Annotated in this window: 23 protein-coding genes and 2 tRNA genes; 11 read left to right on the top strand and 14 right to left on the bottom strand. The window is 42.1% G+C overall.

Going from position 1 to position 23,173, the window contains the following annotated elements:
* Positions 1-272: 272 nt before the first annotated feature.
* From G5T77_RS09200 to G5T77_RS09190, 3 genes are all read left to right on the top strand, one after another.
* Positions 273-2,102: a phosphoenolpyruvate carboxykinase (GTP) gene (locus G5T77_RS09200; protein ID WP_034706283.1), complete on the top strand. Its 1,830-nt coding sequence runs from the start codon at positions 273-275 to the stop codon at positions 2,100-2,102.
* Positions 2,103-2,490: 388 nt separating this feature from the next.
* Entirely contained in the window at positions 2,491-3,810 is a 1,320-nt protein-coding gene (locus G5T77_RS09195) for an MFS transporter (protein WP_159123325.1), read from the top strand.
* A 136-nt stretch (positions 3,811-3,946) separates the two neighbouring features.
* Positions 3,947-4,369, top strand: coding sequence for a hypothetical protein (locus tag G5T77_RS09190; RefSeq protein WP_205683240.1), 423 nt, complete (start codon positions 3,947-3,949; stop codon positions 4,367-4,369).
* 56 nt (positions 4,370-4,425) lie between these two features.
* Here G5T77_RS09190 and G5T77_RS09185 read toward each other — a convergent pair whose 3' ends face one another.
* Complete coding sequence (locus G5T77_RS09185; RefSeq protein WP_034704932.1) at positions 4,426-5,094, bottom strand: 50S ribosomal protein L11 methyltransferase; 669 nt, start codon at positions 5,092-5,094, stop codon at positions 4,426-4,428.
* A 263-nt stretch (positions 5,095-5,357) separates the two neighbouring features.
* Positions 5,358-6,206 carry a bifunctional methylenetetrahydrofolate dehydrogenase/methenyltetrahydrofolate cyclohydrolase FolD gene (gene folD, locus G5T77_RS09180; protein ID WP_034704935.1) on the bottom strand — a complete coding sequence of 283 codons (849 nt, stop codon included), beginning with the start codon at positions 6,204-6,206 and terminating at the stop codon, positions 5,358-5,360.
* 153 nt (positions 6,207-6,359) lie between these two features.
* Here folD and G5T77_RS09175 point away from each other — a divergent pair.
* A tRNA-Cys gene (locus tag G5T77_RS09175) sits at positions 6,360-6,433 on the top strand.
* Between the two features lie 11 nt (positions 6,434-6,444).
* Positions 6,445-6,530: transfer RNA gene (locus tag G5T77_RS09170), tRNA-Leu, on the top strand.
* 131 nt (positions 6,531-6,661) lie between these two features.
* Here G5T77_RS09170 and G5T77_RS09165 read toward each other — a convergent pair.
* The 3 genes from G5T77_RS09165 to G5T77_RS09155 all read right to left on the bottom strand — a co-directional run bounded on the left by G5T77_RS09165 (position 6,662) and on the right by G5T77_RS09155 (position 9,137).
* Complete coding sequence (locus tag G5T77_RS09165) at positions 6,662-7,567, bottom strand: WYL domain-containing protein (protein ID WP_166136958.1); 906 nt, start codon at positions 7,565-7,567, stop codon at positions 6,662-6,664.
* Between the two features lie 139 nt (positions 7,568-7,706).
* Positions 7,707-7,907: a hypothetical protein gene (locus G5T77_RS09160; protein WP_159123322.1), complete on the bottom strand. Its 201-nt coding sequence runs from the start codon at positions 7,905-7,907 to the stop codon at positions 7,707-7,709.
* Positions 7,908-8,144: 237 nt separating this feature from the next.
* Positions 8,145-9,137 (bottom strand): NAD(P)H-quinone oxidoreductase, encoded by a 993-nt coding sequence (locus tag G5T77_RS09155; protein WP_166136961.1) that lies wholly within the window; start codon positions 9,135-9,137, stop codon positions 8,145-8,147.
* Positions 9,138-9,266: 129 nt separating this feature from the next.
* Between G5T77_RS09155 and G5T77_RS09150 the strand changes: the two genes are divergently transcribed.
* Together G5T77_RS09150 and G5T77_RS09145 are read left to right on the top strand one after the other, a co-directional pair.
* Positions 9,267-9,707, top strand: coding sequence for an N-acetyltransferase (locus G5T77_RS09150; protein WP_166136964.1), 441 nt, complete (start codon positions 9,267-9,269; stop codon positions 9,705-9,707).
* 24 nt (positions 9,708-9,731) lie between these two features.
* Positions 9,732-10,082 carry a thioredoxin family protein gene (locus tag G5T77_RS09145; RefSeq protein WP_166136967.1) on the top strand — a complete coding sequence of 117 codons (351 nt, stop codon included), beginning with the start codon at positions 9,732-9,734 and terminating at the stop codon, positions 10,080-10,082.
* A 17-nt stretch (positions 10,083-10,099) separates the two neighbouring features.
* Here G5T77_RS09145 and G5T77_RS09140 read toward each other — a convergent pair whose 3' ends face one another.
* Together G5T77_RS09140 and G5T77_RS09135 are read right to left on the bottom strand one after the other, a co-directional pair.
* A complete protein-coding gene (locus tag G5T77_RS09140) occupies positions 10,100-10,360 on the bottom strand; it encodes a DUF2798 domain-containing protein (RefSeq protein ID WP_166136970.1) in 261 nt (86 codons plus the stop codon).
* A 72-nt stretch (positions 10,361-10,432) separates the two neighbouring features.
* Positions 10,433-10,948 carry a PadR family transcriptional regulator gene (locus G5T77_RS09135; RefSeq protein ID WP_166136973.1) on the bottom strand — a complete coding sequence of 172 codons (516 nt, stop codon included), beginning with the start codon at positions 10,946-10,948 and terminating at the stop codon, positions 10,433-10,435.
* A 136-nt stretch (positions 10,949-11,084) separates the two neighbouring features.
* Between G5T77_RS09135 and G5T77_RS09130 the strand changes: the two genes are divergently transcribed.
* On the top strand, positions 11,085-11,282 hold the full coding sequence (locus G5T77_RS09130) for a hypothetical protein (RefSeq protein ID WP_216072703.1): 198 nt from the start codon (positions 11,085-11,087) through the stop codon (positions 11,280-11,282).
* Here the strand turns inward: G5T77_RS09130 and G5T77_RS09125 are convergent.
* The 3 genes from G5T77_RS09125 to cysD form a co-directional block, all read right to left on the bottom strand.
* Entirely contained in the window at positions 11,265-11,744 is a 480-nt protein-coding gene (locus G5T77_RS09125) for a hypothetical protein (RefSeq protein ID WP_166136979.1), read from the bottom strand. The two genes, G5T77_RS09130 and G5T77_RS09125, sit on opposite strands and share 18 nt — an antisense overlap.
* Before the next feature lie 145 nt (positions 11,745-11,889).
* Positions 11,890-13,503, bottom strand: coding sequence for a sulfate adenylyltransferase subunit CysN (cysN, locus tag G5T77_RS09120; protein ID WP_166136982.1), 1,614 nt, complete (start codon positions 13,501-13,503; stop codon positions 11,890-11,892).
* A gap of 118 nt (positions 13,504-13,621) precedes the next feature.
* The gene (gene cysD / locus G5T77_RS09115) at positions 13,622-14,536 is read right to left on the bottom strand and encodes a sulfate adenylyltransferase subunit CysD (protein WP_166136985.1); all 915 of its coding nucleotides are present in this window, start codon (positions 14,534-14,536) and stop codon (positions 13,622-13,624) included.
* A 317-nt stretch (positions 14,537-14,853) separates the two neighbouring features.
* On the opposite strand from cysD, the gene G5T77_RS09110 reads away from it, so the two are divergent.
* The 3 genes from G5T77_RS09110 to G5T77_RS09100 all read left to right on the top strand — a co-directional run bounded on the left by G5T77_RS09110 (position 14,854) and on the right by G5T77_RS09100 (position 18,086).
* Positions 14,854-15,396, top strand: a complete 543-nt coding sequence (locus G5T77_RS09110) for a hypothetical protein (protein ID WP_166136988.1) — start codon at positions 14,854-14,856, stop codon at positions 15,394-15,396.
* 269 nt (positions 15,397-15,665) lie between these two features.
* Complete coding sequence (locus tag G5T77_RS09105) at positions 15,666-16,301, top strand: YqiJ family protein (protein WP_004782965.1); 636 nt, start codon at positions 15,666-15,668, stop codon at positions 16,299-16,301.
* A 51-nt stretch (positions 16,302-16,352) separates the two neighbouring features.
* Entirely contained in the window at positions 16,353-18,086 is a 1,734-nt protein-coding gene (locus G5T77_RS09100; RefSeq protein WP_166136992.1) for a flotillin family protein, read from the top strand.
* Between the two features lie 101 nt (positions 18,087-18,187).
* Here the strand turns inward: G5T77_RS09100 and sucD are convergent, their stop codons facing one another.
* The 4 genes from sucD to odhB all read right to left on the bottom strand — a co-directional run bounded on the left by sucD (position 18,188) and on the right by odhB (position 23,155).
* Positions 18,188-19,078, bottom strand: a complete 891-nt coding sequence (sucD, locus tag G5T77_RS09095; protein WP_004782969.1) for a succinate--CoA ligase subunit alpha — start codon at positions 19,076-19,078, stop codon at positions 18,188-18,190.
* 11 nt (positions 19,079-19,089) lie between these two features.
* Positions 19,090-20,256, bottom strand: coding sequence for an ADP-forming succinate--CoA ligase subunit beta (gene sucC, locus G5T77_RS09090; RefSeq protein ID WP_004782971.1), 1,167 nt, complete (start codon positions 20,254-20,256; stop codon positions 19,090-19,092).
* 184 nt (positions 20,257-20,440) lie between these two features.
* The gene (gene lpdA / locus G5T77_RS09085) at positions 20,441-21,874 is read right to left on the bottom strand and encodes a dihydrolipoyl dehydrogenase (RefSeq protein WP_004782973.1); all 1,434 of its coding nucleotides are present in this window, start codon (positions 21,872-21,874) and stop codon (positions 20,441-20,443) included.
* A 60-nt stretch (positions 21,875-21,934) separates the two neighbouring features.
* Positions 21,935-23,155 (bottom strand): 2-oxoglutarate dehydrogenase complex dihydrolipoyllysine-residue succinyltransferase, encoded by a 1,221-nt coding sequence (odhB, locus tag G5T77_RS09080; protein ID WP_005234619.1) that lies wholly within the window; start codon positions 23,153-23,155, stop codon positions 21,935-21,937.
* Positions 23,156-23,173 lie beyond the last annotated feature (18 nt).

Below are 23,173 nucleotides of genomic sequence, written 5' to 3'. Positions count from 1 at the left end.
TTAAATAGAAATAATTAGAATAAATACCACACATAAATCTAATAAATACATATTTAAGATTTTGAATTTATTTATATATTATTGTTTTATATAAATTTAAACAGAAAATAGCATAATATTCCAAATAAAATCCAGCACTTCTTTAGTCTTATTTTTTTGATGATTTTATGCTTTAATACAGCCACTTTTTTTCATATTTCATCTGGCCAGTATTTTATTGACCAGATTGTACTTTGTACAAAATTTTGTACACATTTGAGATAGGCCTCACCATGACCCAAGTGAACGCACCAGAATTCGTTCGTCACCCTAAGCTTATTGCATGGGTGGAAGAAATTGCTAAATTAACAAAACCAGCAAAAATTGAATGGTGTGACGGTAGCGCAGAAGAATATCAACGTTATATCGACTTGATGATCGCTAACGGCACAATGCAAGCGCTTAACCAAGAGAAACATCCTGGTTCTTATCTTGCAAATTCTGATCCTTCTGACGTTGCTCGTGTTGAAGACCGTACTTTTATCTGTTCTGCAAATAAAGAAGATGCTGGCGCGACCAATAACTGGGAAGATCCAGCAGTTATGCGCGAAAAATTGAATGGTCTGTTTGACGGTTCAATGAAAGGTCGCACCCTGTATGTGGTTCCATTCTCTATGGGTCCTTTGGGTTCACACATTGCGCACATCGGTATCGAATTAACTGACTCTCCTTATGTAGCAGTCAGCATGTCTAAAATGGCTCGTATGGGTAAAGCTGTTTATGACGTTCTAGGCACAGATGGCGAATTTGTTCCTTGCGTACACACTGTGGGTGCACCACTTGAAGAAGGTCAAAAAGATGTTGCTTGGCCTTGCAACAAAGAAAAATACATCGTGCACTACCCAGAAACTCGTGAAATCTGGTCATTTGGTTCTGGTTACGGCGGTAACGCATTGTTAGGTAAAAAATGCCTGGCTTTACGTATTGCATCTTATATGGGTCGTCAACAAGGCTGGTTAGCTGAACACATGCTGATTCTTGGCGTAACTAGTCCTAAAGGTGAAAAACACTACATCGCAGCTGCATTCCCATCTGCTTGTGGTAAAACAAACTTCGCAATGCTGATTCCACCAGCAGGTTATGAAGGTTGGAAAATTGAAACTGTAGGTGACGATATTGCCTGGATCAAACCAGGTGAAGATGGTCGCTTATATGCAATCAACCCTGAAGCTGGTTTCTTCGGTGTAGCTCCTGGTACAAATACCAAAACGAATCCGAACTGTATGGCAACGCTTCATAAAGACGTGATCTATACAAACGTTGCTGTGACTGACAACGGTGAAGTTTGGTGGGAAGGTCTGACTAAAGAAGCACCTGCGAATCTGACTAACTGGAAAGGTCAACCACACACTGGCGAAGAAAAAGCAGCTCATCCGAATGCTCGTTTCACAGTCTCTGCTGGTCAATGCCCTTCTATTGATGCTGACTGGGAAAATCCAGCGGGTGTTCCAATTTCAGCGTTCATCTTCGGTGGTCGCCGTGCAGACACAGTGCCTCTGATTTCAGAAGCATTTGACTGGGTTGATGGTGTTTATAAAGCTGCAACCATGGGTTCTGAAACAACTGCTGCTGCTGTTGGTCAACAAGGTATCGTTCGTCGCGACCCATTTGCGATGCTTCCATTTGCTGGCTACAACATGGCTGACTACTTCACTCACTGGTTAGAAATGGGTGAGAAAGTTGGCGAGAAAGCTGCTGCTGCTGGTAACAAGCTTCCTGGTATCTACAACGTGAACTGGTTCCGTCGTGATGCTGAAGGTAACTTCGTATGGCCTGGTTTCGGTCAAAACATGCGTGTTCTTGAGTGGATCATCGATCGTTGTGAAGGTCGTGCTGATGCTGTTGAAACTCCAATCGGCCGTGTACCTACTTACGAACAGCTAAACTGGACTGGTTCTGATTTCACTAAAGAACAATTTGACCTGGTAACTTCTCAAGACAAAGATCAATGGATCAAAGAACTTGAAAGCCACACTGAATTGTTCAACAAATTGGGTGATCGTCTGCCAGAAGCGTTGAAAAAACGCCAAGCTGAACTTCTTGAAGCGGTTAAATCTGCTTAATTGCTGATTTAATTTTAAAAAGGTCGCGTAAGCGGCCTTTTTTATTACCTTAAGATAAGGTTAAAGCCAATCGTTTAATCTGTTTTACATCTAAATAAAAACCACATTTACTGTTCATTAATCTCCTTAAAGAACAGCATTTAACCAGTTAATCCAATGTAAAAATCAAGCAATTACTCTAAACAAATGGTAAATTTATGTTTTATAAAAATATTTGAAAACTACATTATTTATTAAGACTAAAGTCCTATAAAAAGAGAAAACTTGGAGGCGTATAAGTATATGAAATTTCCTCACTTTCTCTCTCACTAAAACATAACTTTTTAGATTTTATAGCAATGAAAATTTAAAAAAGATGTGTTTTACAGCATTCCTTTGGAGCAATGTTGTGAATCAGCCACTTCCTGAAGCTGCTACACCGCAGCTTGATCGTAAAACACGGGTTAAATCTATTCTCGGTGGTTCTGCAGGTAACCTGGTCGAATGGTACGACTGGTATGTTTATGCAGCCTTTACCTTATATTTCGCTTCACAGTTCTTCCCTGATGGCGACAATACCGTCAAACTTCTTCAGGCTGCTGCTGTATTCGCACTTGGTTTCTTGATGCGTCCGATTGGCGCATGGATTATGGGGATTTACGCTGACCGTAAGGGTCGTAAAGCCGGTTTAACACTTTCTGTATCTTTGATGTGTGTCGGTTCCCTGATTATTGCCTGTGCACCCACCTATGATTCAGTGGGCATGCTCGCCCCTGCGCTGCTGTTATTTGCTCGTTTATTACAAGGTTTGAGTGTAGGTGGTGAATACGGTTCAAGTGCCACTTACTTGACTGAAATGGCAGGTAAAAATCATCGTGGTTTCTACTCAAGCTTCCAGTATGTGACCCTGATCTCAGGTCAACTATTGGCACTCTGTGTCTTGATCTTCCTACAACGCACTTTGACTGAAGCACAACTCACTGAATGGGGCTGGCGTATTCCCTTCCTGATTGGTGCATTCTTAGCGATTGTGGTGTTCTGGATCCGTCGCGGTCTGGTAGAAACACAATCTTCAAAACAGGCTGTTGAACAGGCGAAAAAAGGTGGCCCTAAATCCGGTGCCTTAGCTTTATTCACTAAATATCCTAAACAGGCATTTACCGTGATCATGCTAACTGCAGGTGGTACTTTAGCTTTCAATACTTTCACTACCTATCTGCAGAAATATCTGGTGAACACCTCAGGATTTGAAAAAACCACAGCGACTGAAATCACGACTCTTGCGATCTTTGTATTCATGCTCTTGCAACCTGTGATTGGTGCACTCTCTGACAAGATCGGCCGCAAGCCAATCATGATTGCCTTTGGTGTGCTTGGTGTACTATTTACCATTCCTATCTTTAATGGCTTAGGCTCAACTACCAACCCAACTACAGCATTCATGCTGTGTATGAGTGGTATGGTGATTGTGACTGGTTATACAGCGATTAACGCAGTGGTAAAAGCTGAACTATTCCCTGCCCATATCCGTGCCCTAGGTGTAGCTTTGCCTTATGCAATTGCTAATACCCTGTTTGGTGGTACAGCAGAACTGGTGGCTTTAAGCTTTAAAAATGCCGGCCATGAAAACTACTTCTTCTATTACATTACTTTTATGATTGGCCTGTCGCTGCTCACTTATGTCTTTATGAAAGACACTAAAAAGCACAGCATGATTACTGATGACTAAGTAACTGTATTGCTTTAGGAGCTTTCCGGATGGAAACATTCGGAAAGCTTTTTTATTGGAATTTTATGTTTACTGCCATTCCGCTATTTCGTTGCTATGGCATACTTGTCTGATAAAAATACGGGAAATCATCATGATGAAAAAAACAGTTTTTTTACTCGGTTTAACTATCGGCACTTTAGGCCTGACAGCATGTCAGACGGCGCCTCAACAATTTAACGGTCAGACCGGTTATGAAATTCTGGAACGTTCAGAAAATTCTGCAACCTTAAGCTATACATTAGCAGGACGACCAAGTCAGGATGAAAACAGATTACAGGCTGCTTGCAGACAAGTCCTTGGAACCACTAGAAGCTATAATATCCAGATTATCAATAGTCAGGAAATAGTTAACCCAACTCCAGAACAGGTTCAGTATGGCCGTCAACTCGGGGATAGTCGTACCCAGATCAGCTTGAGTAATACACCTGATTTATATAACAGTGAAAATCCAGGTGCCCGAGAGGCATTAGATGCCCGCCCTACCACTGTGCGTGTGATTCGCTATACCTGCTCATAAAAACAGAGCATAAAAAAGGGCTTGATGCCCTTTTTTTCTTTTTCAATTCTTGGATGTTATTTAGTTCGATAGAAGCTGACATTACGGAATTCTGGTGATTCATCCAGATCTGGCCAGGTAGTCGCACTACGTTCATCCAGTTTGAGATATTGCGGATGACTAAAATTTTTCACCCGACTATCTGCGACCCAGACTTCTGGTGCAAATTTCAGGAATTCATCCAGGAAGAAACGGTTACACTGATCATAAAGCACATCTGCCGCTAGCAGTATATCCACCTGTTCTGCTTTATAGAGATCATCCAGATATTCCAGCTCAACATCATTTAACTCAGCATTGGCACGACAGGCATTCAGACTGACCTGATCGATATCACAACAGATCACACGTTTGGCTCCTGCCATTTTCGCTGCAATAGCAACAACACCTGATCCTGCACCAAAATCTAGTACCACTTTGTCTTTGACATGATGCGGTTCAGCCAGCAACCACTGTGCCATGGCCAATCCTGATGCCCAGCAGAAGATCCAGTACGGCGTATCATTCCAGATACGACGAATCACTTCATCATCTAGTTTGTCTGTCGGAAAGACTGGTGGAATCAGCCAGAGTGAAATCGGTGTTTCTGGTAGCTGCTGTGCCATCAGTTCACAATTAGGAATAACTTGGTGTAAGGCTTGAAGTAAATGCTCAGGGGCTTTAGGAAATTGGAAAGTACAGCTCATGAAGAAAGCCTTGATGCGAAAATATCTTTATTGGAATTTATACATTAATCGGATACATGACCACGTCATTCGCAGCTGTTCGAGGCAGACTGAAATCTAATTCGTCCTGTTTTTGCGACACATCAACCACGCAAAAGAAATATGACGAGTTCTGCGAATGACAAATGGTTTTGGTTACTTTTGCCGAAACAAAAGTAACGAATGAGCTTCTTACATCTATAGTCACAACGATACAACTCCGCCGTAACTAATTAAAATTTCAATTAACCCAAAGCCTTCTCAGCAGCTTCTACAGTTTGACGAATCAGCGTAGTGATTGTCATAGGACCTACACCACCCGGAACTGGGGTATAAGCAGAAGCGATTTCTTCGATACCGACTAATTGAATATCACCCACACCACCGCCATCACGTGGGTGGAAGCCAGCATCAACAACCACTGCACCTGGTTTAATCCAGTCTTTCTGGATCAGTTCAGCTTTACCCACCGCACCCACGATAATGTCAGCTTGTTTTACAAATTCTGGAAGGTTTTGAGTACGTGAATGGCAAATAGTCACTGTAGCATTCGCTTCAAGCAACATTGCTGCCATTGGTTTACCTAGAATCGCAGAACGACCAACCACTACCGCATGTTTACCTGCGATTTCAATATTGTTTTCTTTCAGGATGGTCATGATACCTGCAGGAGTAGCAGAACCATAAGCTGCTTCACCCATCGCCATACGACCATAGCCCAGACAAGTCACACCATCGACGTCTTTTTCAAGCGAGATAGCATCAAAACAAGCACGTTCATCAATTTGTGCAGGAACCGGATGTTGTAACAGAATACCGTGAACATCCGGATTTGCATTCAATTTTTCAATTTCAGCCAGCAATTCTTCAGTAGTCGTTTCTTTTGGAAGCTCAACTTTTAATGAATCCATACCAACACGGCGGCAAGCATTGCCTTTCATGCGTACATAAGTTGCAGATGCGCCATCGTCACCCACCAAAATAGTCGCAAGAATTGGAGTACGACCTGACTTTGCTTTCAGCGCTTCTACGCGAGTTAACAAGTCAGCTTCAATTTGCTTCGCCAATGCACGACCGTCTAGAACTAATGCCACGGCACTTCTCCCAAGTGTTGATATGAATCAATTTTGCACATTCTACATGATAATTCTGAATATTTTCCGCCATATGCTGTTTTTATGCGCATACAAATGAATATCCTATTGTTTTTTTTTCAGAGCTTGATAATATACGCATCAACAAGACGCGGCGGGGTGGCAGAGTGGTCATGCAGCGGACTGCAACTCCGTGGACGCCGGTTCGATTCCGACCTCCGCCTCCAATCTTGTTAAAGCCCGAGTGGTGAAATCGGTAGACACAGGGGATTTAAAATCCCCCGCCCACAAAGCGTGCCAGTTCGAGTCTGGCCTCGGGCACCATTCTTCTACTACTGAAGATGGTGCAAATAAAGAACCCAGCGAAAGCTGGTTTTTTTATGCCTGTAATTTGCTAAATCTAATTCTCAATAGAATTCTATAAGCATTCGCCAACCTGCTCTGCTTTCAAAATATTATCCAGCAGAGCGTAAATAACCTTCCAGATCCTGTTCCAGTTTTTCCTGAAAATGAATCGGCTCAATGATCTTTACATACGGTAGCCAGTAACGTACCAGTGGCAATAACTGCATTTCATGACGAATCTGACAACTAATTAACAATTCTCCAGACTCTGATTCCTGTTCGATCTGCTGTTCCGGAAATAAACGGCGCTCTTTAAAAAATACCGTGACTTCAGGTTGCACCTTCATCAAAACCTGCTGTTTTTGCTGACCAAACCAGATGCTGTCTTCATCTGCCAGCATTTTCAGAACTTCAGGATCATGCTCAAAGCTTTCATTTTCAAAAACCAGTTTGACTTCCTGCAACTGACTTAAACGATAAGTTTTAAGTTCAGCTTCAGTGACACCAGCCAGATACCAGATGCCATGATGATGAATCAACCGGTATGGCTGGATGATTCGTGCTTGATCGGAATATTGCAGCTCAACCTGCTGCCGTTTATAGATCGCCCCTGCAAGCAGCTTGAAATGCTCGGCAAACTGTTTGGCATCTTCAAAATAATAGCCTTTTGCCGAAAATACCTGATTTGCCCGCTCATCCAGCAATTCACGAATAAAAGACATATCCAGTGCCGGATACAGCTCACTGATTCCGGACAACTGTGCAAAATTCTGGATATCCTGCAACTTGAAACGCCCTAAATATGAAGGCTCAAGATAATAGCGTTTGGTATTTTGATCCTGTATGAGCGGTAAATACGCATTCAGACGAACAAAATCACGCTCAATGGTACGGGTGCTGACCTGAAATTCTCGTGCCAGCTCCTGTACACTTAACTGATGCCCTATATTAAGTTTGGTTAAAATATTTGCCAAACGGTCTGCGAGGCGCTCATGCGTTGACGCATTGCCCTTCATAAATACCCTCTTCGTGCCGCTTGTGCAGCACAATGAATCATTTGCTTAGAATTTTTAAATTATGGGAAAATTATACAGCCAAATAAAAACAAGATTAGAGTTATTCACTTCAACTTAAGGCTAATAGGCAAGATGTTTTTTAAGATTTTTTACGACGTTTGTAGTGAGGTTTTGGTGCTGAGTGGCTCAGCCGTTCCATATAGCGTTCCAGATGCAACATGGCTTGATACAGCTTGTGTAAATCGGAACGAAGTAACTGATTACGGATAATCGCTTTATGCAAACGCTTCAATGCACGAAAGCCATGTTCATGCGTATAAGGGGCCGACACTATCTTCATAATATACTTCCTTTTAATACGTGACATTTCATCAAATACCAAACAATTTAGTCAGATTATATTTAAGCGCTAATTTACTCCTCAGTTTTGACAGGTTGTGTCGAACAATCGACACTTTTTACCGTTTTTTAAAATTTATACTCCTATTTCAAGCAATTAATTTAAATTATTTATCGTTTTTTATGCAAAATAAAAGCCAACAAAAGTTGGCTTTTAGTATTTCTATCACAAGAATAATTAGATGATTTCCACCACAATCTTACCGATATGTTCACCTGTATCCATCGCTGCATGCGCATCCTGAATCTGGTCAAACTTGAAGGTTTTATAAATCATCGGTAAACATTCACCTTTTGCCCAGAGTGGCGCCACATGCTCTTTCAGGCCTTGGGCAATTTCAGCTTTCTCAGCCGTATTGCGTGCACGCATAGTAGAGCCGGTAATGGTCAAACGCTTCATCATGATTTGACCCAATTTTACCTCCTTAGCCTTAGCACCGCCCAGGAATGCGATATACACCAGACGACCATCACGACGCAGCAGATTCAGATTTTTCTCTAGGTACGGCGCACCCACCATATCCAGAATCACATCTACACCGGCATTATCCGTAGCTTCATTGATGACCTGCTCAAAGTCTTGGGTCTTGTAATTGATTCCTGTGGTCAGGTGTGAAATCGCCTGGATTTTTTCATCACTGCCTGCTGTCGCAAAGGTTTTGATGCCTAGAGATTTGCACAGCATTAAGGCCGTGGTTCCGATTCCGCTAGTTCCGCCATGAATCAGCACAGTCTCTCCTGCCTTAGCCTTACCCATCTGGAACACATTTACCCATACAGTGAAAAAGGTTTCAGGAATCGCTGCAGCCTGTACAAAGCTCACGCCTTCAGGAATGTTTAAAGTCTGACTCTCCGGCACGACGCAATATTCTGCATAACCACCGCCATTGGTCAGACCACAGACTTTGTCACCTACTTTAAACTGGCTTACTTCACTCCCGACTGCGACCACTTCACCGGTAACTTCCAGACCCGGTACAGGAGTCACGCCCTTAGGCATTGGATACAAGCCCTGACGCTGCAAGATATCCGGACGGTTAATCCCGAAAGCATGTACCTTAACCAGCACTTCGTCTGCTTTAGGTTCAGGGATGGCAACCGTTTCATAAGCGAGTTTCTCTACACCACCCGGTTCTGTAATGATGACTTGTTGCATGCTTTGTTGCGTCATGGATTCTTTCCCTAATATTCACGTTTCATATTTTTCGAACTTATTTGAACATAGAAATGCTATGGATTGAAGCAGCATGGACTTATGTATAATCAGCTGCCTATTTAATAAATTGATATAAGACCACTGATGACAATAATTACAAAAGCGAAAACCGAGGATATCGACGCTATTCTTGAAATCTGGTTCCAGGCTTCTTTAAAGGCGCATGATTTTATTCCTGCTAGTTATTGGGAAAATCAGCTACTTCCAATGCGAGATGTATATTTACCCTTAGCAGAAAACTATGTCCTTAAAGAAAATCATACGGTGCTTGGCTTTGTTTCATTATTAAAATCGGAAAATGTATTAGCTGCACTTTTCATTGATCCTGAGCAGCAAGGTGCTGGCTATGGCCGCCGTTTAGTTGATTTCTTAAAACGGCAATGTGATCAGCTGCATTTAAGTGTCTATGCTGCAAATACATCAGCAGTTCATTTTTACCAAAAGCAGGGTTTTAAGATGATCACTCAGGGAGTTGATGAAAATACCGGTCAGGCTGAACTCACTATGAGCTGGTTTAAATCTTAATTTTGAAATGATGAGAGCAAATTCATGTCAGCAGTCATCGCCTACAATGAAGATAATTACAGTGACTTCGAATGGTTTGAAGGCTTTGCTGTAATCCGTTTCTATGCTGACTGGTGCAAGCCTTGCGTACAGAATTTTCCGGTTTTTGAGGAACTGGCAGCACAATATGCTGGGCATAACCCAGAAATTAAGTTCGGCAAGGTCAATGTCGATCAATCACCGATTCTGACCTTACGCTATAACGTCTATGGCTTGCCCTCTACCCTGATCTTTAAAAATGGGCAGATCATTCAACGCATTGCTGGTGTGAAAAGCCTGACTGAAATGAAATCTATTTTGTCTCAAGTTCTGAATAAGTCATCCGATTCCGACTGATTCGAATAAGCAATTTCTTATTTAGCAGATTGATCTGACATCTGCACAAACTGCATCAGAAATTTGCGTACCAGCGGCAATACAAGCAGAATCAGTGGAAATGCCACCAGCCATGACAGCCCCCAAGCATGTAACCATAGCGAGATAAACGCATCGCTCCAACCTTTATTCAGCAGCATATTAAAGCAGGAAATCGCGCCACTCATAATGCCAGATAGAATCAGTGGCATCAGCCAATTCAGATGTTTCGGGTGGAATTTTGGGAGATTATTGCTCATAGATGACCTTCTTACTTACTTCTCTTCTTTAAGTTGATTTTGTGCTTTCACGGTTTGCTTCATATCGCACTTTTATAAATGGATGATCTTAGCTGCAGCCTGTTCGATCTGATCGGCGATTTCTTTGATCTGTTCAACACTCATGTTTGTTTGCAGTTTTAAACGTAGAGACGCTTTCAGGCTCTCCATCGCTTGGTTGATATCACTATAACGCTCATCAGTCTGAATACGTCGACGGGTTTCAAAGCGACTCAGGATCAGCTCAATAGCGTCTTTATGAGCTGCGAGATGTTCAATGCCTTGAGAGGAAATGCTGTAGCGTTTACGTTCATCTGTCGTGATTTTTGAGGTGATGAACTGCTGTTCTTCCAGATAATTAATAGTTGGGCAAATCGTACCTGTACTCGGCTTATAGTTTCCGCCTACGAGCGCTGCCACGTCTTTGATAATGTCATAGCTATATTTAGGGTTCTGCGCCACAAAATGCAGTACCAATAGCTTCATCTGCCCTGCTTCAAAGAGGCGTTTACGTGGCTTGGGAGAGTTTTCTCGTTCTTCTGAAATGACAGAATCAGGAATACTTGACATAACAAAGATATATCTTAAATTTAATTAAGATATATCTTATCACCATTAAAATAATTATCAAATCATGTAACATTCAATCATATTTTCTTTTTGAGTTGTTTTTATGGGGAAAATAAGAGACATGCTCCTAACAGGCATGACACAAGCAGAGCGTAAAGAAGTACAACAAGCACTTGGACAATTAAGTGAATTACATAGAAAACTTTCAACCACTTATACACTAGCAGATAATTTAGAACATATTACTGATGGACGTGATGCAGCTGCAAAATTAATTAAAGGTGAAATTGATTTACTGCAGCTAGAAATTCAAATCTTAATTAACAAATTCTAAATCTACCCTCTTTCTGTTGTGCTCCAGATTTGTATTTATACATCCTCGCTTATATACCTCTGTCATATTCAAGCTACTATATTTTCTCATTATAGATGTGATATCAGTGTCTTTTGTTTCCAACATATAATTGATAGCTTCACTGAATCCATAGTTAAAACCTTTCATCCGGCTTTCTTCTTCTTTTCTAATTTCCACTTGCTCTTCTGCGGTTAAATCGCCCTGCTCAAGTTTATTTCTTGATGTAAAACTACGCCCAAACGTTTCATACAAATCTAAATTTGGCTCAGTTATGCCTTTTTTAATTGAAGCGACTGCACCATACCACCCCCAAAAAGCAGCGTCTGAGAAGTCAAAACAATGCGATTCAACATCCCTATTGAGTTCATCTAATACTTGCTGTTTTGTTTTACCACAAGATACCAATACACAGAATATTAGTAAAAATATAACCATTTTCATTTTATTCTCAATTTTTAAACTTATATTTTGTCTTTAATATTTAAATTATCACTTTAGACTCATTCAAAAACCCTATCAACATAATTTTCTTTTAATGCATTGAAAAACCCGCCTTTCAGCGGGTTTTTCTTAAAATCAGCCAGTCTTATAGACGAACCAATTCCACAATTTTCTCAGCCAGTTCTTCAACTGCATCGGCTGTGTAAGTTACATCTGTACCTTCTGCAAGGTCAGTAATCACCACCACACCTGTTTCACGTACAAGTGCAACCTGTACATCAGTCAGACCCGCTTTCGCAATTGCAACTACACCTTGCTGAATCAACAGGCTTTCAAGTGCTTGAGCATTTTCCAGTGCTTTCGCAGTTACAGTGACCGCAGCAGGTTTTTGACCTAAACGTGCAGCACGTGCTTCGGCAGTCACAGGCTCGTTGTGTGCAGTCCATTCCACTGCAGCTTCAACCATACCCGCACCAACAGTCACGTTGCTTAGACGGTCGATGAAGATGAATGAACCTGTGTAACGGCTATCTTGGTAACGGTCGAATACCACTGGCGCATCAAATTCAATCGTTACGTCAGCAATCGCATTCAGATCAAGCTGCTCAACCTGCATTTTTTCCAATGTATTTACATTGGTACGGTAGTTAATTTTCGCAACTTTCGCAGGAATGGTTTGCGTACCAAACTTCACGTTATAAAGTTTGCCAACCACTAATGGCTGATCGTTCATCCAGACCACAGATGCGCGAGCAGAACGTGAAATCAGCGGTTGTTCGCCAGCTTTCACCAACACGTTACCACGTGAAATATCGATCTCATCGTTCAGTGTTAAAGTAACAGCTTGACCCGCAACAGCATGATCCAGATTACCGTCAAAAGTGACAATTTCTTTCACTGTTGATTTCTTGCCAGATGGCAGAGCAATAATTTCATCGCCAACTTTCACTTCACCCAATGCGATGGTGCCGCAGAAACCACGGAAGTCGAGGTTAGGACGGTTAACGTACTGAACTGGGAAACGGAATTCGTCTTTGCTGGTATTACGTGTAATTTCTACAGTTTCCAAAGTCTCCATTAAGGTCTGACCTTGGTACCACGGCGTATTTGGTGATTTGTTTACAACATTATCACCGTTCAATGCAGAAATTGGCGTGAACACAATATTTTCAGGTTTACGATCGCCCAACTGGTTCACGAACTCGTTGTATTCAGCCTGAATTCCATTGAAGCGTGCTTCAGAGAATTCAACCAGGTCCATTTTGTTCACTGCAACCACGATATTACGAATACCTAATAGGCTCGCAATAAATGAGTGACGACGTGTTTGAGTCTGAACACCGTAACGCGCATCGATCAGGATAATTGCAAGATCCGCAGTAGACGCACCAGTTGCCATGTTACGAGTGTACTGTTCGTGCCCTGGGGTGTCGGCAATGATGAACTTACGTTTTTCAGTAGAGAAATAACGGTAAGCTACGTCAATGGTAATACCCTGCTCACGTTCAGCTTGCAGACCATCGACAAGCAGTGCCAAGTCAGGAGCATCACCAGTAGTACCGACTTTTTTAGAGTCACGGGTAACCGCTTGCAGCTGATCTTCATAAATCAGTTTTGAATCATAAAGCAGACGGCCGATCAGGGTTGATTTACCATCATCCACGTTACCGCAAGTCAGGAAACGCAATAAGTCTTTATTTTCGTGCTGTTTCAAATAAGCCAAAATATCTTGGCTAATAAGTTCTGATTGGTGAGACATCGCTCATAGCTCCACAAATACGTTGAAATCGGTTTCTTTTAATCCCTCTAAATCTCCCTTTGTTAAGGGAGACTTTTTTCTCCCCTCTTTGAAAAAGAGGGGCCGGGGGAGATTTCTCTTAGAAGTAACCTTCCTGCTTTTTCTTTTCCATCGAACCTGCTTCGTCATGGTCGATCATACGGCCTTGACGTTCAGATGTGGTCGCTAAAAGCATTTCCTGGATAATTTCCGGTAAAGTTGTTGCAGTTGATTCAACCGCACCTGTTAATGGGTAACAACCTAAAGTACGGAAACGAACCGATTTCATTTGTGGCACTTCGCCTGGATTCAGGCGCATACGCTCATCATCAACCATGATTAGCGTACCATTATGCTCAACGACTGGACGTTCAGCAGCTAAGTACAATGGAACAAGTTTGATATTTTCAAGGTAGATATATTGCCAGATGTCTAGCTCAGTCCAGTTAGACAATGGAAATACACGAATACTTTCGCCTTTGTTCACTTTACCGTTATAAAGATTCCAAAGTTCTGGACGCTGGTTTTTCGGATCCCAACGGTGTTTAGAGTCACGGAATGAATAAACACGTTCTTTGGCACGTGATTTTTCTTCGTCACGACGTGCACCACCGAAAGCAGCATCAAACTGATATTTATCCAGTGCCTGTTTCAGACCTTGGGTTTTCATAATGTCAGTATATTTAGAGCTACCATAGTCGAATGGGTTTACGCCCGCATCACGACCTTCTTTGTTCTGATGCACGATCAGATCAAAGCCATGTTCTTTGGCCATGTTATCACGGAACTTGATCATGTCTTTGAATTTCCAGCCGGTATCTACATGAAGTAGCGGGAATGGAAGTTTTGCAGGATAAAACGCTTTCAGTGCTAAATGCAGCATAACTGCTGAATCTTTACCGATTGAATAAAGCATAACCGGATTTTCAAACTCGGCAGCAACTTCGCGAATGATGTGAATACTCTCAGCTTCAAGCTGTTTAAGATGAGTAAGTCTTTCCTCATTTAATGACATGGACAACCTGCGTATTACACGTGTACTTATTACACTTTATAAAATTTATATTCATTATAGTGATTAACTTTTCATAACGATTGCTTGTTTTGTGATATTCATATATTAAAACGTCATATAAAAATTCACTAATATCAACTATCAGTTTTTATGAATCTGATAGCTTAGCTAAATAAAGACAATTGATTGTTTAGTCAAAGCACTCTGGAAGATTACTTTTAGCAATGAAATGATATATTAATCATCTAAACGGACAGTTCACATCGTGGTGAAAAAAAATTAGAGTAGGATTAGTTCTTCCAATTTATAAACTATGTATGCCTTATAACGAATTTGATTTAGATACTTTAAAATCTCGTCTGGAACAGGCAAAACTTGCCGGTTTTATTTACCAGCACCAGCAACATATTTTGGTTCTTCAGGAACCCTATACTGAAGATGGCAGTCCTTTAAACATTTATATCCAGCATGAATTGACCGCGGATCAGATTGGCCTGCAGTTTGGCCTGCGTAAGCTGAACGGTCAATGGGAATACCTGCTCGGTATGACTTATAGCAACCAGCAGGCAGGTTACGAAATAGGTGCCGGCAATCTGAGAAGTGATCAAAAAGCTTTCAATCTGCTTTATGCTTTCTATAACTATCCTAAAGCCTTTTTCTTGGTGGCCCTTCCTTTGTCTGCAAATACTCAGGCATTGGAACAGGCTCTCGATGAACAACTATTTAATCAGCCTGAACTTAAATTTCTGGAGACTGCAGTAAAAACCAATCCAATGGGCGAACAGGTGCAATGGATGAAGAACTATATCCTGCAACAAGCCCTAGAAATGAAAGTCCGTATCCAGACCGCCATCCTTTAATGCTTTTATACATCTACCTAGGGACAGAAAAGCAAATGTACACAATTGCTTTTCTATTCTTGAGATAAAACCTCAGATTCGCCCACCTATAAAATAGTCGACATTTATTTGCAGCTAAGAAAAGCTCATCACATATTGTTAAATTTTGGATTTTATCAAGCTATCCCGATTGGGATTTTTGTTGTTTTTTGCTTACAATTTTATTAATAACTGTTATCTTTAACAGGGTCATAAAATTTCTATAAAACCATAATTAGAGACAGAAACTCATGTGGGAACTGTTCATTCATCCTTCCAACATTGTATTTAGTATCAGTTTAAGCCTGATGCTGATGTTTGCTGCCTTGGAATGTGTCTTGCTGATGCTAGGAGGTGGTTCCCAGAATATGTTCGAACAATTTCTGCCTGAAGAACCGCTTCATCCGGAAGTAGGTATTGATCAGCAGACCGGCCTGTTCAATAAAGTATTCGACTGGCTTTATCTGGGTCGCCTGCCTCTCTTTATCTGGCTCATTATTTTCCTGACCAGTTATGGTCTGAGCGGTTTATTGATCCAAGGCCTGTTCGAACGATTTACCAGTCAGCTTTTAAATGCATGGATTATTTCCCCTGCCTGTTTATTTTTATGCATGCCGATTGTACGTGGGCTGTCCGTGCTTGCTGCCAAAATTCTGCCTCAGGATGAAACCATCGCGATCTATAGCGATGAACTGATCGGACGAACCGCCACGATTATTCTGGGAGATGCCAAAGCTAACTCCCCTGCTCAGGCCAAAGTTCAGGATCAGCATGGTAAGACCCATTATGTGCTGGTCGAACCTGAACGCAATGAAATATTTAATCAAGGTCAGACAGTGGTTTTGACTCAAAAAACTAAAAATGGCTTTCAGGCTATTGAACTTTAATTAAACCAATTTCCTATAAAAATTAAGCTTGCCCAAAGAGACTTTATAACAATGCTAAATTTTGATTTATATAATGTTTTGATTATTGCGGGGATTATATTCGTTGGCCTAGTCACCTTCGGATTAATCATTGCGCGTTTATACCGTCGTTCCAGTAAAGAGATTTCCTTTGTACGTACCGGTTGGGGTGGTGAAAAAGTGATTCTAGGTGGCGGAGCTTTGGTGCTACCAGTGCTACATGAAATCATTCCCGTCAATATGAATACCCTACGGCTGGAAGTCCGTCGTGCCGATGATCAGGCGCTGATTACCCGTGATCGCATGCGTGTCGATGTGATGGCTGAATTCTATGTACGTGTGAAACCAACGGCTGATTCGATTGCTACGGCAGAACAAACTCTTGGTCAAAAGACCATGTCGCCAAATGAATTAAAGAATCTGGTTGAAGGGAAATTTGTCGACTCTTTACGCGCCGTTGCCGCTGAAATGGCCATGGAAGAATTACATGAAAAACGGGTCGACTTCGTACAAAAAGTACAGCAAGTGGTATCTGAAGATCTGCACAAAAATGGTCTGGAACTGGAAACTGTTTCTTTAACTGGCTTAGATCAAACTGGCTTTAAATATTTCAATCCACAACAGGCTAAACAACAAAATGCTTTCGATGCTGAAGGTTTGACCAAACTCACTGAAACGATTGAAGATCGTCGCCGTAAGCGTAATCATATTGAACAGGATACAGATCTGGCCATTAAAGCCAAAAATCTGGAAGCCGAGCAAGCACGTCTACAAATTATCCGTGAAGAAGAATATGCCAAGCTGCAACAGGAACGTGAAATTTCGATTCGCCGCGCTGAACAGTTAGCTGAAATTGCAGCTCAGGAAGCTGCAAAAAAACGTGAAGCGGAAGAAGCTCGCATTGCTGCTGAACGTGAAGTAGAACTGAAACGTATTCTGGCAGCTCGTGATGTTGAAAATGAAAACATTCAGAAAGCCCAGCTCATTCAAAAAGCTCAAGTTGAACAGAAGAAAACCATTGAGCTGGCTGAACAGGATCGTGCGATTGCGATTGCAGAAAAATCTCGTGCTGAATCTGAAGCCAAAGCTTTAGCTGATCAGGCACGTGCTCAAGCGGTTAAAGCGGAAGAAGAAGTCGTTACTGTCCGTCAGATCCAGCAAGCAGAACGTCAAAAAGCGGTTGAACTTGTGGCTGCGAAAGAACAGGCTGAGAAAGATGCAATTGCCATTACCGTTGCAGCAGAGGCTGGCAAACAGGCAGCAGCTGATGATGCAGAAGCGGTTCGTATTGCCGCTGAAGCCGAAGCTGAAAAAGTTCGCCTAAAAGCTAAAGGTGAAGCGGATGCCAAAGTATTACTTGCTCAAGCAATGGAGAAACAGTATCAGGTCGATGCTGAAGGTACCCGTGCAGTGAATGAAGCAAATAATGTACTGTCATCTGAACAGGTGGAAATGCAAATCCGGCTAGCCATGCTGAAATACCTGCCTGAAATCATTCGTGAAAGTGTTAAGCCTATGGAAAACATTGATGACATCAAGATTTTGCAAGTCAATGGTTTACATGGCACACATGCGGGTTCTTGTCAGGCAGATGCCCATCATGAAGGCAGCAATGTTGCTCTCTCCGATCAGGTGGTGAATAGTGCTTTGCGTTATCGTAGCCAGGCACCTTTAATTGATAGCCTGATGAGTGAATTAGGCATTCAGGGTGGTGACATCAATGGGATGACTCAAAGCCTGAAAGCTAAAGCTGGTATAGATAACTAAATACTCAATTTTCGAATTATCATTTAGTTAGACTTTAATCTCCTTTTGCAGCAATTATAAAAAAGCCCTCAATATTGAGGGCTTTTTATCAGCTTAATAAATTAAGCCAAACCTTTTTCTTTCAAAACCTCAAGCATGGTTGAACCCAACTCTGCAGGACTACGTGTATACGCCATTCCCGCGCGTTCAAAAGCTGCAAACTTCTCTTCAGCAGTTCCTTTACCGCCAGAAATGATGGCACCTGCGTGACCCATACGCTTACCTTTCGGCGCTGTTACACCAGCGATATAACCTACCACCGGCTTGGTCACATGCGACTGGATATACTCAGCTGCTTCTTCTTCCGCAGTACCGCCAATTTCACCAATCATGATAATGGCTTCAGTTTGCGGGTCTTCCTGGAACAGTTTCAAGCAATCAATCTGGTTCATGCCTGGAATCGGATCACCACCGATTCCGATACAGGTTGACTGTCCAAGACCTAATTTAGTGGTTTGTGCAACCGCTTCATAAGTCAAAGTACCTGAACGTGAGATAATGCCGATCTTACCTGGCTGATGAATATGACCCGGCATAATCCCGATCTTACACTCGCCTGGCGTAATGATACCCGGACAGTTTGGACCGATCAGACGCGTACCATTACCATTGGTTTCCAGATAACGTTTAGCTTTTAGCATATCCAATGTTGGTACGCCTTCAGTAATCACAACAATCAGCTCAATACCTGAGTCAACAGCTTCTACAATAGAATCGAGGACAAAAGGTGCAGGCACATAAATCACAGAAGCATCAGCTTGAGTTTCTTGCACCGCTTCACGCATAGTATTAAATACTGGCAGATCCAGATGTGATTGACCACCTTTACCCGGTGTTACTCCACCAACAACTTTAGTGCCGTAGGCAATAGCCTGTTCAGAGTGGAATGTACCGTTCTTGCCTGTAAAGCCTTGGACTAAAACTTTGGTGTCTTTATTAATTAATACGCTCATTGTGATACTCCTTAAGCTTTTACTGCAGCAACAATTTTTTCTGCAGCATCGGCCAAGCCATTTGCAGAAATCAATTTCAAACCAGATTCATCCAGTAACTTGGCACCAAGCTCTGCATTGTTCCCTTCAAGACGAACGACTACAGGTACAGTGACATTTACCTCCTGAACCGCTGCAATAATTGCCTCAGCAATCATGTCACAACGTACAATTCCACCAAAAATATTAATCAAGACACCTTGTACAGAAGAATCTGCCAAGATAATTTTAAATGCTTCGATGACACGCTCTTTGGTTGCACCACCACCTACATCCAGGAAGTTAGCTGGTTGACCACCATAAAGCTTGATAATGTCCATGGTTGCCATCGCAAGACCGGCACCATTGACCATACAACCAATATTACCCTCTAAAGCAACATAGTTCAGGTCAAATTCAGATGCTTTCAGCTCACGCTCATTTTCTTGTGATTTATCACGTAAAGCAGCAACTTCAGGCAGACGGTATAGCGCATTTGAATCAATACCGACTTTGGCATCGACACAGAGAATGTCACCATTTTCACGAACAGAGAGTGGGTTAATTTCAAATAAAGCAAAATCATTTTCGACAAAGGCTTGGTAAGCAGCTGTCATGACTTTAACAAATTGATTGATCTGGCTATCTTTTAACTTAAGTGCAAACGCCACTTCACGCGCCTGAAATGGCAATAATCCTACTAAAGGATCAACTTCGACTTTAATGATTTTTTCAGGATTTTCTTCTGCAACTTTTTCAATTTCGACACCACCTTCAGTGGATGCCATGAAAGTAATACGACGGCTAGAACGGTCTACCACTGCACCTAAATAGAGTTCACGCTCGACCGGATAAACATCTTCAGAAACCAAAATACTATTGACTGGTTGACCATTTGCATCGGTTTGATAGGTCACTAAACGTGAACCAATAATCTGATTGGCATATTCAGCTGCTTCTTCAGCCGACTTTACCACTTTTACCCCACCCGCTTTGCCACGACCACCTGCGTGAACCTGCGCTTTTAATACTGCAAACTTCCCACCAAGCTGCTCAAAAGCATGTACTGTTTCTTCAGCATTGGTAGCAAGAATACCTTCTTGTACAGGCATCCCATATTTTTTTAATAACGCTTTTGCTTGATACTCATGTAAATTCATTGATTAACCTTTTACTACTTATTTGACTTTGTTATTACACGTTTTCCCAATATTTCTTGGTTCACATCAATCAATATTGGTATTTTTGGATCTTAGATTTTACTTATCTTTATTTTTAGATGATTATTCATTCAAAAACAACCACCAAATGTAAAAAGAGCGGCCTGAGCCGCTCTTCGAAGAATTACTTACGCTTACGTTGGATCGCGTGGATCGCACGACCATCGACTGCAAGAGCAGCTTCATGTACGACTTCAGAGAATGTTGGGTGACCGAAAGTCATCAACTGTAGATCTTCAACTGAAGAGACAAACTCAAGTGCGATCATACCTTGGTGAACGATGTCAGACGCAGCAGGTCCAATCACGTGCATACCAAGTAGACGGTCAGTTTTTGCATCAGCAACAAACTTCACGAAACCAGCACCTTCACCAGCAGCCAAAGCACGACCATTTACAGCAAAACCGAATTGACCAGTTTTCACTTCATGACCTTTTTCTTTGGCTTGCTCTTCTGTTAAACCTACCCAAGCCGCTTCCGGGTGAGTGTAGATGACAGAAATGATAGTGTCGTAGTTCACTTGAGCAGCATGACCGTGGATACGCTCAACAGCCATTACGCCTTCTTCCATTGCTTTATGTGCAAGCATTGGACCACGTACCAAGTCACCGATTGCGTATACGCCTTCAACAGAAGTTGCACACCAGTCGTTTACTTCAACCAGACCGCGCTCAGTCAGTTTGATACCTGAGTCTTCAGCCAATAGGCCTTCAGCATAAGCACGACGGCCTACACAAACGATCAGCTTATCGAAAGTCTGTTCTTTGTCTTCGCCGCCCTGGCTGTATTTAACAGTCACTTCACGACCGTTAACTTCAGTACCAGAAACTTTTGCACCAATGCGGATATCAAGACCTTGCTTGGTCAGCAGTTTTTGGTAGTCTTTTGCCAATGCTTTGTCAGCCATTGGCAAGAATGCGTCCATTGCTTCAAATACAACAACTTCCGCACCCAGACGACGCCATACTGAACCAAGTTCAAGACCGATTACACCAGCACCAATCACACCAAGACGTTTAGGCACTTCTGGGAATTCAAGCGCACCAGTTGAGTCTACGATCAGGTCTTGATCTACAGGAGCAACTGGAATATTGACTGGTACAGAACCAGATGCAAGGATGACATATTTAGGCTCTAAAACCTGAGTTTCGCCTTCATGCGGTACGAACTCAACTTTTTTACCAGCAAGTAATTTACCAGTACCTTGTAACCATTCTATGCCATTACCTTTAAGTAACTGCGCAACACCACCAGTCAATTGTTCAACGACTTTGTCTTTACGCGCAAGCATTTTAGACAAATCGAAAGCAACTTCACCCGTTGTAATACCGTGGTCATCTAAATGCTTAACAGTATCTTCATAACGGTGAGAAGAATCTAGAAGTGCTTTAGAAGGAATACAACCGACGTTTAAGCAAGTACCACCTAAAGAAGGTTTACCTTTATGAATACGTTTTTCGATACACGCAACTTTAAAACCAAGCTGTGCAGCACGAATTGCAGCTTCGTAGCCACCTGGGCCACCACCGATTACAACTAAATCGAATTGTTGAGACATTATTCTCTCCAAAAATGGGCCTAGAGGATCACCCTAAGCCCATGGATTTATTCTTTAGAATTAAAGATCAAGGATCAGACGAGCTGGTTCTTCTAACAATTCTTTGATTGTTACAAGGAAACCTACAGCTTCTTTACCATCGATTAGACGGTGGTCATAAGAAAGCGCTAGGTACATCATTGGCAAGATTTCAACCTGACCATTCACTGCCATAGGACGTTCCTGGATTTTATGCATACCCAGAATCGCAGTTTGTGGAGTGTTCAAGATTGGAGTTGAAAGCAATGAACCGAAAGTACCACCGTTGGTAATTGTGAAAGTACCACCAGTCATGTCTTCAATCGCAAGTTTACCTTCACGCGCTTTACCAGCGTATGCACGGATACCATTTTCAACTTCAGCATAGTTCATACGGTCTGTATCACGAAGTACAGGAACCACTAGACCACGGTCAGAAGAAACTGCTACACCGATGTCATAGTAACCATGGTAAACGATGTCATCGCCATCGATAGACGCATTCACTGCTGGATAGCGTTTCAGTGCTTCAGTCGCAGCTTTAACGAAGAATGACATGAAGCCTAGACGTGCACCATGACGTTTTTCAAACGCTTCTTTGTACTGGTTACGCATTTCCATGATTGGTTTCATGTTTACTTCGTTGAACGTAGTCAACATTGCTGTTTCTTGAGTTGCAGCAAGCAGACGTTCAGCAACACGTTTACGCAGACGAGTCATTGGAACGCGTTTTTCAATACGTTCGCCAACCGCAACGCTTAACGGTGCAGCAGCAGGCGCTGCAGGTTTAGACTGATGGTTCGCAACATCTTCTTTAGTAATGCGACCGCCACGACCTGTACCAGATACGTCAGCAGCATTGATACCAGATTCAGTCAATGCTTTACGTACTGCTGGAGCTTGGTCTTGAACCTGTTGACGCTCAACGATCGGTGCATTACCCGCTTCAGTTTTTGCAGCAGCTTGCTCTACTGATGCTTCAGTTTCAGATTGAACTGCTTGAGTTTGAGTTGCGCCAGATACGGCACCCTCTTCAAACTGTGCAATCACTTCAGCAGAAAGCACTGTATCGCCTTCATTTTTAACGATTGATGCAATTGTACCGTCTGCAGGAGCAACAACTTCTAAAACAACTTTATCAGTTTCAATATCACAGATCACTTCATCACGTGATACTGCTTCACCTGGTTGTTTGTGCCAAGTTGCGATCGTACCGTCCGCAACTGACTCTGGAAATACCGGTGCTTTAATTTCGGTTGCCATTATTTAGAATCTCCTGGA

The sequence above is a fragment of the Acinetobacter sp. GFQ9D191M genome, assembly GCF_011174875.1.
Classification (GTDB): domain Bacteria; phylum Pseudomonadota; class Gammaproteobacteria; order Pseudomonadales; family Moraxellaceae; genus Acinetobacter.
The sequence above is the reverse complement of the archived record's forward strand: the minus strand, read 5'-3'. Positions and strand labels throughout refer to the sequence as shown.

Excerpts from the sequence above, each read along its gene's own strand:
- G5T77_RS09135 (WP_166136973.1), bottom strand. The coding sequence starts at position 10,948 with ATGTCAAGTATTCCTGATTCTGTCATTTCAGAAGAACGAGAAAACTCT.
- G5T77_RS09100 (WP_166136992.1), top strand. The coding sequence starts at position 16,353 with ATGCTAAATTTTGATTTATATAATGTTTTGATTATTGCGGGGATTATA.
- G5T77_RS09125 (WP_166136979.1), bottom strand. The coding sequence starts at position 11,744 with ATGAAAATGGTTATATTTTTACTAATATTCTGTGTATTGGTATCTTGT.
- G5T77_RS09105 (WP_004782965.1), top strand. The coding sequence starts at position 15,666 with ATGTGGGAACTGTTCATTCATCCTTCCAACATTGTATTTAGTATCAGT.
- G5T77_RS09165 (WP_166136958.1), bottom strand. The coding sequence starts at position 7,567 with ATGAAGGGCAATGCGTCAACGCATGAGCGCCTCGCAGACCGTTTGGCA.
- G5T77_RS09150 (WP_166136964.1), top strand. The coding sequence starts at position 9,267 with ATGACAATAATTACAAAAGCGAAAACCGAGGATATCGACGCTATTCTT.
- sucC (WP_004782971.1), bottom strand. The coding sequence starts at position 20,256 with ATGAATTTACATGAGTATCAAGCAAAAGCGTTATTAAAAAAATATGGG.
- cysD (WP_166136985.1), bottom strand. The coding sequence starts at position 14,536 with ATGTCATTAAATGAGGAAAGACTTACTCATCTTAAACAGCTTGAAGCT.
- G5T77_RS09200 (WP_034706283.1), top strand. The coding sequence starts at position 273 with ATGACCCAAGTGAACGCACCAGAATTCGTTCGTCACCCTAAGCTTATT.
- G5T77_RS09110 (WP_166136988.1), top strand. The coding sequence starts at position 14,854 with ATGCCTTATAACGAATTTGATTTAGATACTTTAAAATCTCGTCTGGAA.
- G5T77_RS09155 (WP_166136961.1), bottom strand. The coding sequence starts at position 9,137 with ATGACGCAACAAAGCATGCAACAAGTCATCATTACAGAACCGGGTGGT.
- sucD (WP_004782969.1), bottom strand. The coding sequence starts at position 19,078 with ATGAGCGTATTAATTAATAAAGACACCAAAGTTTTAGTCCAAGGCTTT.
- G5T77_RS09160 (WP_159123322.1), bottom strand. The coding sequence starts at position 7,907 with ATGAAGATAGTGTCGGCCCCTTATACGCATGAACATGGCTTTCGTGCA.
- G5T77_RS09185 (WP_034704932.1), bottom strand. The coding sequence starts at position 5,094 with ATGAGCTGTACTTTCCAATTTCCTAAAGCCCCTGAGCATTTACTTCAA.
- lpdA (WP_004782973.1), bottom strand. The coding sequence starts at position 21,874 with ATGTCTCAACAATTCGATTTAGTTGTAATCGGTGGTGGCCCAGGTGGC.
- odhB (WP_005234619.1), bottom strand. The coding sequence starts at position 23,155 with ATGGCAACCGAAATTAAAGCACCGGTATTTCCAGAGTCAGTTGCGGAC.
- G5T77_RS09140 (WP_166136970.1), bottom strand. The coding sequence starts at position 10,360 with ATGAGCAATAATCTCCCAAAATTCCACCCGAAACATCTGAATTGGCTG.
- G5T77_RS09130 (WP_216072703.1), top strand. The coding sequence starts at position 11,085 with ATGACACAAGCAGAGCGTAAAGAAGTACAACAAGCACTTGGACAATTA.
- cysN (WP_166136982.1), bottom strand. The coding sequence starts at position 13,503 with ATGTCTCACCAATCAGAACTTATTAGCCAAGATATTTTGGCTTATTTG.
- G5T77_RS09190 (WP_205683240.1), top strand. The coding sequence starts at position 3,947 with ATGAAAAAAACAGTTTTTTTACTCGGTTTAACTATCGGCACTTTAGGC.
- G5T77_RS09145 (WP_166136967.1), top strand. The coding sequence starts at position 9,732 with ATGTCAGCAGTCATCGCCTACAATGAAGATAATTACAGTGACTTCGAA.